Raw genomic sequence first — 18,267 nt, forward strand, 5'->3', positions numbered from 1 at the left:
GGGGTTTGTCTACGGTCTGAAGCAGATGCTAAGCATCTGCTTTTTTAATAAATGAACACAGTTTTTTTATTTTTCAAGTGGAGCAACTTGTGCTGTTGGTGCACCACATAGCAAGAAAAAGCCAAATAATACAGGAGGTGATACCGCAATTCCAGTTAAAGTTAGGAACCCTAGAACACTTAACCATTCACCTTTTTCAATAGCCTTTTGAACCTGATTTAAAGCCCCCTTGGTTATACCAAGAGCATCTTCAAGACAACGTTGAACAGTGTTTTTTTGTGTAGTAGCAATACCTTTTTGTTGATTCATATAGTTCGCAAAAGCGATCATGCCTTCTTTTTGATAAACTGGGTATGAAGCTTTTTCTAATTCCTTTTCGTTAACAACATAACCTGCTTCGTCATCAAATACTAGAATTTTAGTAAAGATATACTCTATTTCAGCTACAGATTTTTCAATTTGTTCTTTTGTTAACCCTTTCAATCCAGCCTCAGGATTTACTGAATTTTCAGCTGATGCTACTGGCACTATTGTTGCAATAGAAAGTAATAAAGCCAATGTGAATACAAATAATTTTTTCATCAATGTATAAACTCCCCTTTTCCTTAAAATAACCTAACAAATAACCATAAATTTGATTTTATGGTTATTTTTGATAATAACATATAGTGTTAGTTTAGTTTTCGTTTTAAGGTAGAAATAATTTGTTTTTACATAAATAGTGCTAATTCGACTTTTTTCGCAGAATTATGAGACTGTTAAAACCACAAATGAGATTCCCCAAGTTAATACTCCAAATAAAATAAAATATTTTAGAAAAAGTTCAAAATTAGTGAGCTTCCTCTCATTTCTAGTTTTCTTAAGTCTCCAATAAAAAGCATATGCGCACAACACAAGTACTATATGGCTCAGTTCAGACATTTTTTCAAAAAAATACAAATCCGCCATTTATAATTCATCTCCAATATAGTTAATTTATCCCTTTAAAGTATATACAAATATACATTCGTTGCACATCCTGCTATGTTCTTAATTTTAGTTTATTATAATAATTGATATTCTTTAATTTATCTTCGATACCCATTCATAATTTCAAATCTCGTTAATTAGCTACAGTTAAAATTAAAATGAAGCAGGTGACCCCATTGAAAAGAACGATTACATATGAACAAAATATAGACATCGGTTACATCTATATCACCCCGCAAGCGGAGCATATGAAAATCAAAGAAACCATTGAATTAGATGTCAATGAATGTGTCAATGTAGATATCGACAAAGAGGGCCGAGTGGCTGGCTTGGAGTTATTTGCAGAAGAATCCAAGGTCCTGCAGAACGTACCGGTTTATGAGGATGAGCTTTCTTTACGTTTGACGGATCAGGAAATTCTCTCAACCTATCAACTGTCAGGCGTTGAATTTCAATTCTCGACACCTGATCACAATGGGCTGATCGGTTTTACTATTGTCGATCCAATTCGCTATAACGTCAAATGAAAAACAAGAAAAACCCGTTTTGATCTTTCAAAACGGGTTTTTTCAAATTATTGTCTCGCTTCATTAAAATAATGGACGGATGTCATGGCTCCTTCGTCGACCATTTTGTTGTCTTGGATATCTAATGGATCTGGGTGGCCGGCTTTTTCAGGAACCTTTTCATCTGACCGGAACATGCTTGCCCATTTTTTCAGATGCTGTTTATTTTTTACCGCTAATAACACAGCTCCTCCAACCCCTAATCCTGCAAGTACATACGCATTTGGACGCTTATTCATGTATGTTCCCTCCCCTTATGATCTTATTTGTAAGTTACCCCGCCTTTTCATTTCTAAACGTCACAATATGCTGATGTGGTTTCTCTTTCATTAAAAAGTGGAATATCAACAGCAATGAAAGAGAAAAGAGGGGATCTTCATGACAACAACTTTAATTGTCATCGGCACATTGCTAGTCATTTGTTTGATCATCCCAATCATTCTATTGATCTGGATTTGGATGAGGGATGAAAAACAAGAAGAACATTCAGTTCTGCGAAATTATCCGGTCATTGGAAAGCTGCGGTTTATTTTTGAAAAAATAGGACCTGAGCTTCGCCAATATCTGTTTCTGAATGACCGAGAGGAGCTGCCCTTCTCAAGAAGAGAATACGAGCAGGCGGTCATGTCAGGGAAGTACAAAAGCCGGACAATGGGCTTTGGCTCAAAACGTGATTTTGACAAGCCAGGCTATTACATTCGAAACGTCCTGTTTCCAAAGCAGCGAAATGAACTTCGAATCGATCAATCTGAAAAAATCAAAACAAAAGTATATCAGATTGATCAAGACAATTTACTGCGAAGAAGTGAACATTTCAAAGAAGTCGAAGCAAATCCTTACTTTCTCCATCAAGAGGATGTACAAGTCATTGGCGAACACACATGTCAAAAGCCTTTCCGTGTGAAAGGACTGATCGGTCAATCTGCCATGAGCTACGGCTCCTTAGGCGACAGGGCGATTACAGCTCTATCCTCAGGATTAAAAATGGCCGGCGGGACGTGGATGAACACAGGTGAAGGCGGGCTTTCTCCTTATCACCTCAAAGGCGGTGCAGATATCATTTGCCAGATTGGGCCCGGTTTATTTGGCGTCAGAACAGAGGATGGCGCATTTTCCTTTGAAGAATTCAAGAAAAAAAGCGAACACGAGGAAGTCAAAGCCTTTGAACTCAAGCTGGCACAAGGAGCAAAAACACGCGGCGGTCATATTGACGGCGAAAAGGTGACGGAAGAAATTGCGAATATCCGTAAATTACCGCCTCACCAATCCATTGACAGCCCAAACCGCTTTGAGATGTTCCACTCCATTCCTGACATGTTTGATTTCATTGATCAGCTGCGGAGTATAGGCGGAAAGCCAGTTGGAATCAAACTTGTTGTCGGACATAAAGAAAATATTGAAGAGCTTGCCAGCTATATGAAAAAAAGCGGGAAACACCCTGATTTCATTACAGTGGATGGCGGAGAAGGCGGTACAGGCGCGTCCTTTCATGAATTGGCGGATTCCGCAGGGCTGCCGATTTTCACGGCACTCCCAATGGTTCATCAAATATTGAAAGAATACGGTGTCAGAGATCAAGTGAAGCTCTTTGCTTCTGGCAAACTTCTCTCGCCTGATAAAATTGCGATTGCCCTTTCAATGGGAGCTGACTTTGTGAATATTGCCAGAGGACTCATGTTTTCAGTCGGATGCATTCGCGCCCAAGTCTGCCACACGAATAAATGCCCAGTCGGGGTCGCCACGACTGACCCAAAGCTGCAAAAGGGTTTATCGATTGAAGAAAAAAAATACCGAGTGTGCAATTATATCCTGTCTCTTAGAGAAGGTTTGTTTAATTTATCCGCAGCTGCGGGAATAGAATCTCCTATTCATTTTAATGAAAAACATATTATCTTTAGACAAGAGAATGGTGAAACAAGCGAAGTGCCGATGTTCTCAGGCACACAGCCATCTGTCTAGCTCGAAAAGGTGCGGAAACGCGCCTTTTTTGACCTTTTCACTCAATCGCGTATAAAGTTTGCAAACAGTAGAGTTTAAGGAAATCATCTCTAGTGAAGATGGCATCTCCTATGAAGGAGAAAGATGGTTTATAGGCGAGCTAAAGTAAAAAAACAGGGACACTTTATCAGCCCCTGCCCGCCTTTTCATAAAAAAACTGCAAACAAGTCCATTTTTCGTGAAAAGGATTGTTTACAGTGAAAGCTGCTTTATTTTGTTTCGTTATTTTCCTGCTGTTCTGCTACGCGGTCAAGTGCCATCGTATAGGCATCGTTTCCGTAGTTCAAGCAGCGTTTGACACGTGAGATGGTTGCAGTGCTTGCACCTGTTTCCGTCTCAATTTTATGATACGTGTTTCCCTCGCGAAGCATACGCGCTACTTCAAGACGCTGTGATAAAGATTGGATTTCATTGATGGTACATAAATCATCAAAGAATCGATAACATTCTTCCAGGTCTTTAAGGGATAAGATGGAGTTGAATAACTGATCTAAGCTTTTGCCCCTTAATTTATCAATTTGCATCTTAATACATCTTCTCCTTTACTATTGCCACACCGCTTCGCACGATCTTCTTCTAAGAAAGCGGTATCTTTCCTGACTAATTTTTTAAAACCTCAGCAATGAGCTTTGAACAGATCATGACAGGTTTGGTTCCACGCTGAAAATGCCGTCAGGTTCTTTCGTAAGCCGAAGCTTCTTTATCGTAAACAAATTCGACAAGTTCTGTCATTTTCCTTGTATGACAATCTGACAAACTTGTTTGCTTCCGGTATAAAGATGACTTCTGCTTGGTTAGGTCTTCTGCCCTCATATACAGGCTTGCAGAAAGCTCGGCGAGACCACAAATATGCGCCCCGCCTTGCTCAGGTTATTCAAAATATGTTGGCCGGTCAGCGTAACCGGCAAAATCATTTTACAATTAAAGTACTTCATTCGTCATGTCAAAGCCCTCTGCTTTGTCAATAGCTCCACATAAGATCATTTTCACTTACATGGCAGTGAAGAGAACCATGGCTCACTTCTGCCCTATAACAGCAGTCAGAAAATGCGGCAAAGATGATACAGCTCCACTCTGTTATATTTTAACGCATTATAGACGGAAAGAGTACAGTTTTTTTCATGACATCAAATATTCCTCTTGGTGTCACTCGAATATACGGCAAATGTGTACTTTGGAAAAAGACAAGTGTATCAATTGGGCAGTCAAATGGATAGCCGCGCTCAATGAGCAGCTCACGCAATGTTTGTTCCTGCTGAAGAACAGTCTCAAACGGTTCAGCCGATGCACAGCCTGATAATTGCAGCGGGATTTCGTGCAAAATTTTCCCGTTCTCTGTGAGTACGATCCCCCCGCCAATTTCTTTCATCCGCTTATGTGCCAGCATCATATCTTCTTTATTTTTCCCGATCACTAAAATGTCACCCGTGAGCGAAAATGAGCTGACAAAGCCCTGCACTTTATTTGCGAACCCTTTTAGCATCGTATTCACACGCCACTCGCCTTTTCGGTCAATCAGGCTAAAGAAGCTTTGATCATGGTCACATGACAGCTGGTTGATTGAGTTATCAATTTCCACTGTATAAGGCTCCATGATGACAGCATTTCTCATCTTCACACCTAGCGGCATAGAGAATTGCAAATCACTCATCGTGAGGTCGTAGCTTAAATCTAATGGAGCAAGCCCGCCATTTTCCCATTTTGTTTCTTGGAATTGATGCTGGTTCTCGCCATCTAATTTGAGAATAACCCCTTTAGATATCACCGTTTCGGGATTTGGGTTCATTGGATCATCTAAAATATTTAAAGAAGCCAGCCGGCCTGGGCCAACAACGCCTAATAAATCATCAATTTGATAGTATTTTGCAATGTTAAATGTCGCCATATTATACGCATCAATGATCGGCACGCCTTCTTCAAGGGCAATCGAAATCAAACGGTTAATCATGCCTTCCTCATAAAAGTGAGGGGCAGCACCATCTGTTGTATAGAAAAAGTGATCATAGTGTCTAAAGTCACGCTCATGCAGTTCTCTTAAAATGTTCACTAAATCTGGGCGGATGGAAGAATGCCGCAATGAAACATGATAGCCAAGGGACAAGCGTTTTAACACATCGTCCGCATTCATCGCTTCATGATCACTGTCCGCGCCAAACAGCTTCATTTTTGTTAGCGTTTTCTCAGAAGCTCCAGGGAAATGCCCTTCAATTCGTTTTCTCTGCTTCTTTGTTTCTTGCATGCAATATAAAATGAGATCATCACCGTCCATCAATCTTGGCCAGCTTGTTAATTCGCCGCCTTGGAGGACGTCAGGATGATCAATCCATTCCTTCCGGTAGTTGACTGGCAGCATCTCATCTTCATATCTGACTTCCGTTTGAAGATCGTATCTGGACCACCAGAAATACTGAAATGGCTGCTTTTTTAATTCACATAGAGTGGAAAGCGCTTTCTTTTCATTGCTTTGCAAAAGAAGAAATAAGTTATCGCTGACCATTGTTGTTGTGCCAAATTGAGACACATATTCTGCAAGTGATTGGGGATTATAAATATGGAACGGATGCGCGTGAGGCTCTATATACCCAGGCACAATGTATTTCCCTTCACAATCAATCACACGTTTAGCTGATTTATTTTGAGGAAGCTCTGCTCCGACATAAACAATTCGATCATCATGTATCCAAATATTTGCCTTCACCCATTGCTTCAAAAACGGGTTAAGCACGAGTCCATTCGTTAAAAGGAGTGTTGGAACTATTTTTGAGTCGACTACATCGATTTGTGTGCGGATGTCATTGTTTCTCCAATTAAAAGTACGTTCGGACATTCACATACTCTCCTTCATTTGTATTAGCCCTATCGTAACATAACGAACTACGTTACGCATTAATGAAACGTTACAATTTCTTGAAATCACACTTAAAATAATTTAAAAAAGGAGATTCACCTTCAATGAAACCTAATCTCGGCTTAATGGAAGCGCTCATTAGAATTGCCTGCGGAATGACAATATGTACTGTGGCTGGATCCTTATATGCTAGAAAACCATGGAGTAAAATGCTGCTTTTTAGCATCATGTTTGGCGGTATGAAACTGGGATCTGGCATTCTTCGTTTTTGTCCAGTGACATATATGTGTGAGCAGCAGGACACACATAAAGAGAAGGCTGAGTAAGGCAGCCTTCTTTTTTTGTGATCATTTTCATCTCATTCCGCTGCTTCACACCATTCGACCATTGTTCCTGCAATAATTTCTGCTGCTTCAATCACATGCTCAATGTCGATGGATTCATTCGGAAAATGGGCAAGCTCCGTTGTTCCCGGTCCAAACACGATGATCGGAATACCCGCTGCCTGTGACAGTAATCCGCCGTCCGTTCCCCAAGGGGCGGCTTCGATTTTCGGCGGCTGCTTCATGACCGCTTCATATTGTTCCTTCAATAAACCTAAAAGCGGATGATCTGTATCGATTGAACCCGGAAGCCATCTTGCACCAAACCATTCGACCTCAACAGGATGCTCTTGGAACCATTCATCTTTTTCTCCGAGTCCTGCCATCCAATTTTCTAATTCCTTCTCTGCCTGTTCTACCGTTTCACCTGGCATCACCCCGAGCCTGCCTTCCATTGTGACAAGGTCTGCTACAGAGGATGGCCAATCGCCGCCTTGAATTTTCCCGATATTGATTGGGATCGGGATTGGGATATGCTGAAACAATGGCTCAGTGATTCGCTGATTTCTTTTTTCTTCAAGTGCCGCTATATGTGAAAGGACAATCGTGCTCTTTTCAATAGCAGAAACGCCGTGATATCTTGTTCCGCCATGAGCAGCCCTTCCTTTAATATGCAGTCTGAACCATTTAGATCCTTGCTGAATCGGAAAGATTTTCATATGACTTGGCTCTGGAATGATGGCTGCATCTGCTGTATATCCTCTCAGTATGGCTGCAAGGGTGCCTGCACCGCCGCTCTCTTCTTCGACAACACTATGAAACACGACATCTCCCTTCAGCGGAATCTGAAGCGCATGCAGTGCCTCAAGTGCAAAGAGTAAAGAAACGTTTCCACCTTTCATATCTGTTGCCCCGCGTCCATAAAGTCTCCCGTTTATGATATGCCCGCTGTAGGGCGGATATGTCCATTGTTTGTGATCTCCTGCCGGGACAACATCCACATGCCCATTTAATAAAATAGATTTGCCGCCCCCTTTTCCTTTCAATCGTCCGGCGACATTAGGACTTCCTTTAAAGGAACGTCTCGGGGAATAAAAATACGGGTGGTTCAGCAAGTCATCTCCGCCAATGTCCCACATGTCAACATCAAAACCAATGGCAGAAAGTTTATTTGCTACGATTTGCTGTACTTCTTGCTCATTTCCTTGTGTGCTGTCACATTGCACCATTTGCTGAAGAAGCGTCACGGCTTCCTTCTGATGCTCTTTCATCCAGCTTCTGATACGTGTAATTGGCTGCAAGTCGGTCATCCTTTCTACACAACAGATTTGACATCAGGCGCTAAAATGAGTGGCGCCTCTGTCGCCCTCATGACATCTTCCGGCTGATACGGCGGCATGACTTCACGCAAAATGAGCAGCTGTGACTTGACCTCAATGACTGCCATATCCGTAATAATCAGGTCCACACAAGACTTAGCTGTTAAAGGCAGCGTGCAGGCTGCTTTTATCTTAGATTGCCCATGTTTATCAAGGTGGCTCATCACAACCACCACCTTTTTCGCTTTTTGCGCGAGCTCAATCGCCCCACCCATACCCGGCACTCGTTTCCCTGGCACAATCCAATTGGCAAGATCCCCATGACTGCTGACTTCAAGTGCACCTAAAATGGTCATATCCAGCATTCCTTTGCGAATGATGCCAAAAGCGGTTGTACTGTCCATATATGAGCCGCCTTTTGTTAACGTAATGGGGAAACCGCCGGCATTGCACAAATTCGGATCTTCTTCCCCTCGTGCTGGTGAAGCGCCTGCCCCCATAATGCCGTTTTCTGCATGCAGCCACACCTCGTAATGTGCTGGGATGTAGTCAGCTGCAAGGGTCGGGATGCCGATCCCAAGATTCACAATCATGCCATCTTCAATTTCCTGTGCCGCGCGTTTGGCTATGCGGTGTCTTAAATCGATGTCTCCCATGCCCATGTCCAGTTCACTCCTTTTGATTGCACGATCTGGTTCACAAATACGCCTGGTGTGACGATTTCCTCTGGATGAAGCCCGCCCACAGGCACAATCTCTTCTACTTCCGCAATGGTCCAGTCTCCTGCCATCGCCACAATCGGGTTTGTATTCCGCGCACTTTTATCAAAAATCAGGTTCCCTGCTTCATCTGCTTTGAGGGCATTCACAATCGCGATATCCGCAGTCAGTGCAGGCTCAAGGATATACTTCTTTCCATCCAGCTGAACCAATTGTTTCTCATCAAGATTGAGGCTATCCATGCCGACATCTGTCACAATGCCCGCTAAACCCATCCCGCCTGCCCTGATCTTTTCTGCTAGGATGCCCTGCGGGTAAAAAAGAACGTCTAGTGTACCTGCCTGCATTTTCTGCCCGGCAATTGGATTTGAGCCAATATGAGAGGCAATGATTTTCTTCACTCTTCCTTCTGTGATCAGCCTGCCAACACCGATTTGCGGGAAGCCTGCATCGTTTCCGATCAATGTCAGGTCTTTGATATTGGCTTCTAGGATGGCATCGATCAATGATGGCGGGGACCCCACACCGCCAAAGCCACCAAACATGATGGTCATTCCGTCTCTAAAATGCGTGATGACTTGATCAAAGTTCGCTGTTTTGTTCATCATCTTTCCTCCCTACATGGCAGATGGGAAAAACCCTCGATTGATGACTTCTTGCTCGACCTGCGTCATTGTCTGCCCGAATAAATGAATCAGTTCATCCATCTCCTGTTGCGTAATGGAAAGCGGCGGTGCGATCATGACCGCTGCACCCCCCACACCATCCTCTCCAGCGCTTGCTGGGTAAACAAGCAAACCATTTTGCTTGGCCGTCTCCACAACTAAATGCGTCATTTGAGCATGGGCAGGAAATGGTGTTTTCGATAATCGGTCTGCGACAAACTCAATGCCAATGAGCAGTCCCTTTCCTCTCACATCTCCTATGATGGAATGGTTTGTTTGCAAATCCTTTAAAGCATTCATTAAATATCGGCCAGACAGATCAGCCCGTTCTGAAAGCTGGTGTTTTTTCATATATCGAATGACAGCCAGTGAGACGGCTGCTGAAAGCGGATTGCCGCTATAAGTGTGGCCTGCCATCACAGAGCCCGAACCGCTGAGAATCGGTGCCATCACATGATCCGCTGAGACAGCTGCCGCAATTGGTGAATAGCCGGCGCTCATGCCTTTTCCGAGTACCATAATATCTGGTACGACGCCCCAATGTTCCATGGCAAACATTTTCCCAGTTCGTCCAAAGCCTGTCATGACTTCATCTGCAATCATTAAAATATCGTTTTCCTCACAAACTCGCTTCATCGCCGCAAAATATCCGTCTGGCGGTACAAGTGCTGCGCCCGCTGCTCCAACAATCGGCTCTGCAATAAAAGCCGCAATCCTCTCTTTTCCTATACGCTGGATGACGGTCTTAAATTCCTGTACATACCATTCGACCTGCTTGCTTTCTTCCTTTGGCAGCCATGAACGATAGCTGTATGGCGGAGACAGCACCGGGTGTTTTTCGAGCAGTGGTTCAAAGCGCTCTCTCCTTGCAATATGACCTGACATCGACAGCGCACCGAGTGTGATGCCATGATAACTCATCCATCTTGAAATGATGTGATTCTTCTCAGCCTTCCCCTGCTCCTGCCAATGCTGAATGGCAATTTTCATGGCGGTCTCTGTTGCCTCTGATCCGCTTCCGACAAAAAAAGACCAGTTCAGGTTCCCTGGGCAGAGCGTACTCAATTCATAAGCTAGTTCTTCTGCTGGTTCATTTGTGAATTGTGATCTGTACGTAAAGCTCACCTTTTCCGCTTGCTCTGTCATGGCATCAATGATGTCTCGTATGCCATGTCCAATACTCGCCGTGACAGCACCAGATGAGCCGTCTAAATATTTTTTCCCGTCCCGATCATATAAATAAATCCCCTCTCCTTTCACAGCCACAGGATAATGCTGATTCAACATCGGTTTGATTAAGTAATCCCGGGTCTCCACTTTGTCATTCCTCCCTCTCTCGTCAGCAGCTGCATCTTTCTTTTTTCATGAATCGCAAGAAAATTTTGTATACTTGTTATAAGATTAGCTTAATCAAGAGGGCAGTCATCCTCCATTCGCCACATGCCCGAATTTCACACGCATTTTTTATACATCGTGTATAAGAGTGTTCAAAAGGAGGTCATGAGTCTATGGCGATTCTCGTCAAAGATGCACTCTCGCTCAATATCATGAAGGAAACAAAGCTGCTTGCTGGGGAAAATGGACTAGAACGCCTCATTCAGTGGGTGACCATCGTGGAAATTATCGAAGATACTTCAAGGCTTTCAGAAGGGGAACTGCTCGTCACAACCGGCTTTGGGCTTGCAGACAATCAGGAAAGGCGCACCCGGCTTGAGGAGCTGATTCAATCTCAACGTCTATCGGCCATTGCGATTTATAAAGGCGTATACTTAACGGAAATTCCGGCATCACTGATCGAAGCTGCCAAAAACAGCGGCATTCCACTCATCGAGATTCCTTCACATGTCAACTTTTCAGACATTACAAAAGCCGTCCTAGAGCAAATCGTCAGCAGCCAGCTCCATCAGCTTAAATATTCTTCAGCGATTCACCAAAGACTGACCCATTTAAATGTCAGCAATAAAAATGTCACGCAAATTACAGATGAGCTGGCACATCTCACTTCGGCGAACATCGTTGTGCTTGATGTTTTTTTACATCAAACAGCAGCTCACTTCGAAACAGAGGAAGTAATGTATTCTCCTGCCTTTGGCTTTCAAACAGATCACGAACCAATTGAAACAACGCCTCTTCTCAAGCAGGCTGAGGAGAAAGGACGGCTCGTTTATGACACATGCGGTGCGTTTGTCCTCGCTGCATGTCCGGTCATTGCGATGGGCGATATTTTCGGGTTTATTGTATCTTTAAAGAAAAAGGATGCATGGCATCATCTTGACGCGATTGCCATCGAGCATGCCGGGGCGGTGTATGCGATTGAATGGCTGAAGCAAAAAGCCATTCAAGATACAGAAAACCAAATGCAAGGTCATTTATTAGATGATATTTTGCAGCAGCAATACACAGAAGAAAGCTATGTGGTCGAACAAGCAACAAAGCTGCAATATGATATGAGCGATGAGCAGGTGGTCATCTACTTTCAATTTCAGCATCAGCACACACAGCTTGATCACCAAATGATGCAGCGTCTATCTCAATTGCTCACGTCGATATTTGAACGCAGACATATTCCTTTTTTACTTAAGACAAGGCTAGATTCCATTTTTATTCTTACACCAGCAGGAAAAAAAGCGTTTCAAGAAGCGGAGTGGTATCGCGCAGCAGAAGAGTGCCGGAGCACCTGGTCTTATTTTTTTCCCGTCCATCCGATTGTGATTGGCATTGGGAGAGCCTATGATCAGATCGGTCTCTTTTCAAAAAGCGCGAAGGAAGCGCAGTATGCAGCAAGGCTTCTTCCGCTTTTAAAGACAGACGAATGCATCATTCATTATCAGAAGCTCGGCTTATACGGGATGCTGCTTGAAATGAATGAAGCGGGTATGAATTTGCATGACTTTTACGTGGAGCTGTTAAGTCCTTTGCTTTATACGAAAAAACAGGGAGCAGACCTGATCCATACACTCGAAGTGTATTTGGCCCACAATGAAAATATTCAAAAATCTGCGGGGGAATTGTTTATTCACAGGCATACATTAAGCTACCGGCTGAAACAAATTGAAACGAGAACAGGCTGCAGCCTCAAATCCACGGATGATCGAATGAAGCTGCAGCTCAGTATCATGGCGTACCGCCTATCTGGTCTGCTTGATCAGATGAGAACCATTTCATGATTCATTCGGCGTTTTCACCCATAGATTCATATCTTCAATTTTGTCAAAAATATAACAGTTGTTTTGGAAACGCCCGGTATACGTATAGCCGAGCTGATAAAACACTTGGTTCATTCCATAGGACAGTGCACGTGCGAGAGAATAAAAGACATAGATGTGCATGGATTGAAGTTCTTTTTCGAGTGCTAGAATCAAATGATGCATGAATCCTAGTTTTCTGTATGATGGAAGGGTCGCACAATCTGTTAATTCCGCATGACCATACGGCGCATTGATTTCAGCGGATGCTGCACTCACAATGTGCCCGTCATGTTCAACGGCATAAAAAACCGTCCCTTCCTCCATCACCTTTTGGATGTAATCTGACTCGTTCATTGGCGTAGGATACGTTTCAAAAACGGTATCATAGAGCTTTGCCAGCTTGTGAATATCTTGCGTATCCGCTTTCCGCATCACATACTCATCCTGCCACGTGCCTTGGTCTTTTTTGAGAGGCTTTTCCTGAATAGACGCAACAATTTCATCTTCCTTCAGCCAATACGGGCTGTTCATTCGATCCTCCGTCAGAAAGAGCGACATGCCGTACGCATCACTTCCAAGAAAATAATGAGAAAACACGCCTTCAAGCCGAAAGCCTTTTTCTAAAAAAAGAGGCATATGCTCACGCCTGACTTTCACAATGACCTTAGAAGCCTTGCAGGCTGCCGCTTCCTTAAGAACCGACTGAATCACATCCCGCACCCTGCCGCTGTAGTCATCCAAACGGATTCGCTCATTAAATGAATCAATACAGATCGAGGCAGAAAAACGCTCGTTCGCAAGTTCCTTCAATTGCACCATATACTCATCCTCTCTTATAAATCAGCTAATAAAAAAAATCCAAATGGAAAATGAAACAATGACGATACCAGAAAAAATCGACATGATCATATACCGAATGGCTGAGCCTTTTTGGGTTTTGTTTTGCTTTCTCGCTTCATACATGATGAGATTTGAGAACAGTATAAATAAAATAAGTAACACGATTGCAAATAGAATAATTCCTTGAATGACCATGCTGCCTCCTCATAAACTCGTCATCCCATACTACTTCTTCATATTCGAGCATCATCCCTTCTCATGAACAAAAAACACCTTTCCATCTCATCAGATAGAAAGGTGTTTTGATTAAACGTTTTTCCCCGCAGCCTTCAGTGCACGGGCACCGATGTCACGGCGATAAAATAGACCTGGCTGTATGATTTCTTCAACCGCTTCATACACTCTTGATCTTGCCGCTTCAAATGTGTCGTCAAATGCGGTCACATTCGCTACACGTCCGCCATTTGTGACGAATTGATCGTTTTCTTTTTTTGTTCCTGCATGGAAGGTCACGACATCAGAGACAGTCGTTTGCAAGGCACCGATCGGTGTGCCTTTTGCATAGTCTTCTGGGTATCCTTCTGATGCAAGAACCACACTGACAGCCGCAGTGTCTTTCCACTGTAAGTCCACATCTTTTCCATCAAGAATATCGAGGAATACTTGGACTAAATCTGATTCAAGACGAGGGAGAACCACCTGCGTTTCAGGGTCGCCAAAGCGTGCATTGAATTCAATCACCTTTGAGCCTTCTGGTGTCAGCATTAAACCTGCATATAAAATGCCTGTAAATGGACGCCCTTCCTGCACCATCGCGCGAGCTGCCGGTTTCACAACATCTTCCACGGCTTTCTGAACCACTTCATCTGAAATTTGCGGAACTGGTGAATAAGCGCCCATTCCGCCAGTGTTCGGCCCTTTGTCATCTTCAAACGCCCGTTTGTGATCCTGCGCAATCACCATCGGGTACACCTTTTCTCCGTTGACAAAGGCCATGAGTGAAAATTCTTCGCCTGTTAAAAATTCTTCGATGACAACAGATGCACTTGCATCGCCAAACTTTTCATCCTCTAAGAAATCATGCAGACAATCGACGGCCTCTTCAAGCGTCATGGCCACTGTGACGCCTTTTCCTGCGGCAAGCCCGTCTGCTTTAATGACAATCGGCGCACCCTTTTCTTCCACATATGCCTTTGCTTCTTCAAACGAGGTAAAGGCAGCGTAAGCGGCTGTTGGGATATCGTAGTTCTTCATTAAGTCTTTTGCAAATTCCTTTGAGCCTTCAATGACCGCAGCTTTTGCATTCGGTCCAAATACTTTTAGACCTGCTTCTTCAAATGCATCAACGATACCTGCGATTAAAGGGACCTCTGGACCGACAATGGTTAAGCCGATTTCGTTTTCTTTTGCAAAACGAATTAACGCCTCATGATCGCCTTCGTCGATTGGTACAAGCTTCGCAGCATCTGTCATTCCATCATTGCCGGGTGCGACAAATACTTGGCTGACAAGTTCACTTTGATTCACTTTCCATGCGATGGTATGCTCTCTTCCGCCTCTGCCGATAATTAATACGTTCACACTGTCATCCCCTTAATGTTTGAAATGTCTAACGCCAGTGAAGACCATGGCGATGCCGTATTCATCTGCTTTTTGAATCGATTCTTCATCACGAATAGATCCGCCTGGCTGAATGATCGCTGTGACGCCTGCCTTTGCAGCAGCTTCCACTGTATCGCCCATTGGGAAGAATGCATCAGAGCCTAGTGCGCTTCCTTTTGCCTTTTCACCAGCTTGCTCAATTGCAATGTTAGCTGAGCCCACGCGGTTCATTTGACCAGCACCGATTCCTGCTGTCATTTGATCTTTCGCAAGGACAATAGCATTTGATTTCACATGCTTGACTACTTTCCAAGCAAGCTTTAAGTCTTTCCATTCGTCTTCTGTTGGTTCTCTTTTCGTTGGAATAGAAATCGTTGCTTCCTCTAAGCCGTACGTGTCAATATCCTGAACAAGCAGTCCGCCATGGACACTTGTCAGCTGCTTTTCCTTTTTCCCGAGATCTGCTTCTACATCTAATGTTAATAGACGAAGATTCTTTTTCGCTGTTAACACGTCAAGTGCTTCTTGGCTGAACGATGGGGCGATGACAATTTCTAAGAAAATCGTATGCAGCACCTCAGCCGTTTGTTTGTCTACTTCACGGTTAAGTGCCACAATGCCGCCAAAAATAGACGTCTCATCTGCTTTGAATGCTCGGTCAAATGCTTCTGCAATCGTTTCTCCTGTACCAACGCCGCACGGGTTCATATGCTTCACAGCGACAGCTGCTGGCTCCGTGAATTCACGTACAATTTGAAGAGCGGCATCTGCATCTTTGATATTGTTGTAGGAAAGTTCTTTTCCATGTAATTGCTTTGCAGTAGCCAAAGAACCTTTGGCTGGAAGAGCATTTTCATAGAAAGTCGCCGCTTGGTGCGGGTTTTCTCCATAACGAAGGGATTGTTTTTTCTCAAACGTGACAGTGAACTGTTCTGGCTCTGTTTCGCCCACAAAGTTTGTTAAGTAATCCGCAATCAGAGCATCGTAAGCAGCCGTATGACGGAATACCTTTGCAGCGAGCTCACGTTTTTTCTCGAGTGACACGCCGCCTTCTTTGATTTGCTGGATGACTGTATCATAGTCACGAGGATCGACAATCACTGTGACGTCTTGGTGGTTTTTTGATGCTGCACGAAGCATTCCCGGTCCGCCAATATCAATGTTTTCAATCGCTTCTTCATACGTCACATCGTCTTTTGAGATTGTCTCTTTGAATGGATAGAGATTCACGACAACAAGATCAATCGGCTGAATGCCATGCTTCTCAATCTGTGCCATATGCTCATCGTTTTCTCTCACTGCTAAAAGCCCGCCATGAATGTTCGGGTGAAGTGTTTTGAGTCGTCCATCCATGATTTCAGGGAATCCAGTGACTTCTGAAATTCCAATGACATCAATGCCGTTCTCTTGAAGAAGCTTATGTGTACCTCCAGTTGAAATCACTTCAACGCCAAGTTCTGTTAATTCTTTCACAAAAGGTACAAGATTCGTTTTATCGGAAACACTGATTAATGCGCGTTTGATCGTCATGCCTTCGTCACCTCATTAAGATAATTCTAAAAGTGATTTGATCACTTTTGGATATAGTGTGTGTTCTAGTTCATGCATTCTTTTTTCAATCGATTCAAGCTCTTCCCCTTGTTCGATGTAAATCGACGCTTGGTCAATAATCGGACCTGTATCCATGCCTTCATCGACAAAATGGACGGTGATACCCGCCACTTTGACGCCTGCTTGATAGGCTTGTCCAATGGCATCCAGCCCTGGGAAGGCTGGCAGCAAGGACGGGTGGATATTGACAATTTTCCCTCTGAATGCTTCAAGTAATGTCGGACCAATCAGTCTCATATACCCAGCAAGGAAAATCCATTCCACTTCATGCAGCCTAAGCTGTTCAATGATCGTTTGTTCAAAAGCGGCTTTATTCGGAAAAGCCTTCGGGGTAAAGGCAAAGGAGGGAATGCCCTCTTTCTCAGCACGCTCCAGCACCTTTGCACCCGGTTTATCACAAATCACAATGGCGGCCTCTGCCTGCCACTGTTCTTTTTTTAATGTATCCATAATGGCTTGAAAATTCGTCCCGCTTCCAGAGGCGAAGATCGCAAACTTCTTCATGAGAGGCTTCCACCGCCGAATGTGACACCTTCTCCTTTTTGAACACGACCGATGAGAAATGCTTTCTCTCCGTCTTCTTCAAGTCCTCTGATCACTTCGACAAGGTCATCTTCTTTTACCGCTAAGACAAAACCAATGCCCATATTAAATACGTTGAACATTTCTTCAGCCTTTAACTGTCCTTTTTCTTGAATAAAGGAGAAAATTGGCGGTACTGGCCATGAGCCGTTATCAATCTCAACGCCAAGCCCTTCAGGCAGCATACGCGGTAAATTTTCAATAAAGCCGCCGCCTGTCACATGTGCCATGCCGTCAATCTTGCCGGCTTTCACTTGTTTGAGAACAGGCTTCACATAAATTTTGGTCGGTTCAAGAAGCTCTTCTCCAAGCGGTCTTGTAAAAGGTTCATACGTTTGATGCAGATCCAGACCAGCGTCTTCCAGCAATACTTTACGAACGAGAGAGTACCCATTGCTATGAATTCCGCTTGAGCTGAGTCCGATAAGCAAGTGCCCCTCTTTGATGCTCTCTCCTGTCACGATTTCATCCTTTTCAACGACGCCTACTGAAAAACCAGCAATATCATATTCATCTTCTGTGTAAAGACCCGGCATTTCTGCTGTTTCTCCGCCGACAAGCGCTGAACCAGACTGCTCACAGCCGTCAGCCACACCTTTGACGATTGATTCAATTTTTATCGGATCTGCTTTACCAACTGCTAGGTAATCTAAGAAAAAGAGCGGCTCTGCCCCTTGTGCCAGCACATCGTTCACACACATTGCCACGGCATCAACACCGATCGTATCGTGTTGATCCATTAAAAAGGCAAGCTTTAATTTTGTTCCGACACCATCTGTTCCTGAGACAAGAACGGGCTTTTTGTATGGCAGCTCAGATAAATCAAACATACCGCCAAATCCGCCTAGAGCACCCATGACGCCTGCTCTTTTTGTACGTTCCACGTGTGTTTTCATTCGTTTGACGGCTTCGTATCCTGCTTCGATGTCGACACCGGCGTTTTTATATGCTTCTGACATCCCATTCACTCCTTTTAGCTGCTTCTCTTCCATTTATTTTCAGCAGAATGAAAGAGCAGCATATCAAATCATCTTGAC

General features: G+C 43.8%; 18 protein-coding genes. 4 read left to right on the top strand and 14 right to left on the bottom strand.

All coding sequences use genetic code 11. The annotated features are described in order from the left end of the window. Positions 1-66: 66 nt before the first annotated feature. Positions 67-582, bottom strand: a complete 516-nt coding sequence (locus AWT60_RS13155) for a hypothetical protein (protein WP_117612521.1) — start codon at positions 580-582, stop codon at positions 67-69. 563 nt (positions 583-1,145) lie between these two features. Between AWT60_RS13155 and AWT60_RS13160 the strand changes: the two genes are divergently transcribed. Further along, positions 1,146-1,496 (top strand): DUF2283 domain-containing protein, encoded by a 351-nt coding sequence (locus AWT60_RS13160; protein ID WP_041108670.1) that lies wholly within the window; start codon positions 1,146-1,148, stop codon positions 1,494-1,496. Between the two features lie 47 nt (positions 1,497-1,543). On the opposite strand, the gene AWT60_RS13165 is transcribed toward AWT60_RS13160, so the two are convergent. Continuing rightward, the gene (locus AWT60_RS13165; protein ID WP_039176971.1) at positions 1,544-1,774 is read right to left on the bottom strand and encodes a hypothetical protein; all 231 of its coding nucleotides are present in this window, start codon (positions 1,772-1,774) and stop codon (positions 1,544-1,546) included. 139 nt (positions 1,775-1,913) lie between these two features. Between AWT60_RS13165 and AWT60_RS13170 the strand changes: the two genes are divergently transcribed. Next, a complete protein-coding gene (locus AWT60_RS13170) occupies positions 1,914-3,494 on the top strand; it encodes an FMN-binding glutamate synthase family protein (RefSeq protein WP_041108671.1) in 1,581 nt (526 codons plus the stop codon). Positions 3,495-3,742: 248 nt separating this feature from the next. On the opposite strand, the gene AWT60_RS13175 is transcribed toward AWT60_RS13170, so the two are convergent. Beyond that, a complete protein-coding gene (locus AWT60_RS13175) occupies positions 3,743-4,057 on the bottom strand; it encodes a YerC/YecD family TrpR-related protein (protein ID WP_024424524.1) in 315 nt (104 codons plus the stop codon). Positions 4,058-4,617: 560 nt separating this feature from the next. Then, complete coding sequence (locus AWT60_RS13180) at positions 4,618-6,360, bottom strand: adenine deaminase C-terminal domain-containing protein (protein WP_024426688.1); 1,743 nt, start codon at positions 6,358-6,360, stop codon at positions 4,618-4,620. A gap of 125 nt (positions 6,361-6,485) precedes the next feature. Here AWT60_RS13180 and AWT60_RS13185 point away from each other — a divergent pair, with 125 nt between their 5' ends. Then, the gene (locus AWT60_RS13185; protein WP_024426689.1) at positions 6,486-6,707 is read left to right on the top strand and encodes a YgaP family membrane protein; all 222 of its coding nucleotides are present in this window, start codon (positions 6,486-6,488) and stop codon (positions 6,705-6,707) included. Between the two features lie 32 nt (positions 6,708-6,739). Here AWT60_RS13185 and AWT60_RS13190 read toward each other — a convergent pair whose 3' ends face one another. The 4 genes from AWT60_RS13190 to AWT60_RS13205 are packed head-to-tail and all read right to left on the bottom strand — an operon-like array spanning position 6,740 to position 10,724. Beyond that, on the bottom strand, positions 6,740-8,005 hold the full coding sequence (locus AWT60_RS13190) for a peptidase (protein WP_218677354.1): 1,266 nt from the start codon (positions 8,003-8,005) through the stop codon (positions 6,740-6,742). 14 nt (positions 8,006-8,019) lie between these two features. After that, complete coding sequence (locus AWT60_RS13195) at positions 8,020-8,685, bottom strand: 3-oxoacid CoA-transferase subunit B (protein WP_041108675.1); 666 nt, start codon at positions 8,683-8,685, stop codon at positions 8,020-8,022. Next, positions 8,661-9,347 carry a CoA transferase subunit A gene (locus tag AWT60_RS13200; RefSeq protein WP_034282829.1) on the bottom strand — a complete coding sequence of 229 codons (687 nt, stop codon included), beginning with the start codon at positions 9,345-9,347 and terminating at the stop codon, positions 8,661-8,663. Before AWT60_RS13200 ends, AWT60_RS13195 begins: the two co-directional genes overlap by 25 nt. A gap of 12 nt (positions 9,348-9,359) precedes the next feature. After that, positions 9,360-10,724 carry an aspartate aminotransferase family protein gene (locus AWT60_RS13205; protein WP_218677355.1) on the bottom strand — a complete coding sequence of 455 codons (1,365 nt, stop codon included), beginning with the start codon at positions 10,722-10,724 and terminating at the stop codon, positions 9,360-9,362. A gap of 191 nt (positions 10,725-10,915) precedes the next feature. Here AWT60_RS13205 and AWT60_RS13210 point away from each other — a divergent pair, with 191 nt between their 5' ends. Then, positions 10,916-12,574, top strand: coding sequence for a PucR family transcriptional regulator (locus AWT60_RS13210; protein WP_218677356.1), 1,659 nt, complete (start codon positions 10,916-10,918; stop codon positions 12,572-12,574). Here the strand turns inward: AWT60_RS13210 and ablB are convergent. The 6 genes from ablB to purM form a co-directional block, all read right to left on the bottom strand. Next, positions 12,569-13,414, bottom strand: coding sequence for a putative beta-lysine N-acetyltransferase (ablB, locus tag AWT60_RS13215; protein WP_218677357.1), 846 nt, complete (start codon positions 13,412-13,414; stop codon positions 12,569-12,571). The two genes, AWT60_RS13210 and ablB, sit on opposite strands and share 6 nt — an antisense overlap. A 21-nt stretch (positions 13,415-13,435) precedes the next feature. After that, positions 13,436-13,630, bottom strand: a complete 195-nt coding sequence (locus AWT60_RS13220; RefSeq protein ID WP_218677358.1) for a hypothetical protein — start codon at positions 13,628-13,630, stop codon at positions 13,436-13,438. Positions 13,631-13,741: 111 nt separating this feature from the next. Then, positions 13,742-15,016: a phosphoribosylamine--glycine ligase gene (gene purD / locus AWT60_RS13225; protein WP_025092625.1), complete on the bottom strand. Its 1,275-nt coding sequence runs from the start codon at positions 15,014-15,016 to the stop codon at positions 13,742-13,744. A 12-nt stretch (positions 15,017-15,028) separates the two neighbouring features. Further along, positions 15,029-16,567, bottom strand: a complete 1,539-nt coding sequence (gene purH / locus AWT60_RS13230) for a bifunctional phosphoribosylaminoimidazolecarboxamide formyltransferase/IMP cyclohydrolase (protein ID WP_025092624.1) — start codon at positions 16,565-16,567, stop codon at positions 15,029-15,031. 15 nt (positions 16,568-16,582) lie between these two features. Beyond that, positions 16,583-17,152, bottom strand: a complete 570-nt coding sequence (gene purN / locus AWT60_RS13235; protein ID WP_041108687.1) for a phosphoribosylglycinamide formyltransferase — start codon at positions 17,150-17,152, stop codon at positions 16,583-16,585. Beyond that, complete coding sequence (purM, locus tag AWT60_RS13240) at positions 17,149-18,189, bottom strand: phosphoribosylformylglycinamidine cyclo-ligase (protein ID WP_024424511.1); 1,041 nt, start codon at positions 18,187-18,189, stop codon at positions 17,149-17,151. The genes purN and purM overlap by 4 nt, the downstream gene beginning before the upstream one ends. Positions 18,190-18,267: the final 78 nt, after the last annotated feature.

The organism is Bacillus sp. F2HM (assembly GCF_019266135.1).
Classification (GTDB): domain Bacteria; phylum Bacillota; class Bacilli; order Bacillales; family Bacillaceae; genus Bacillus; species Bacillus safensis.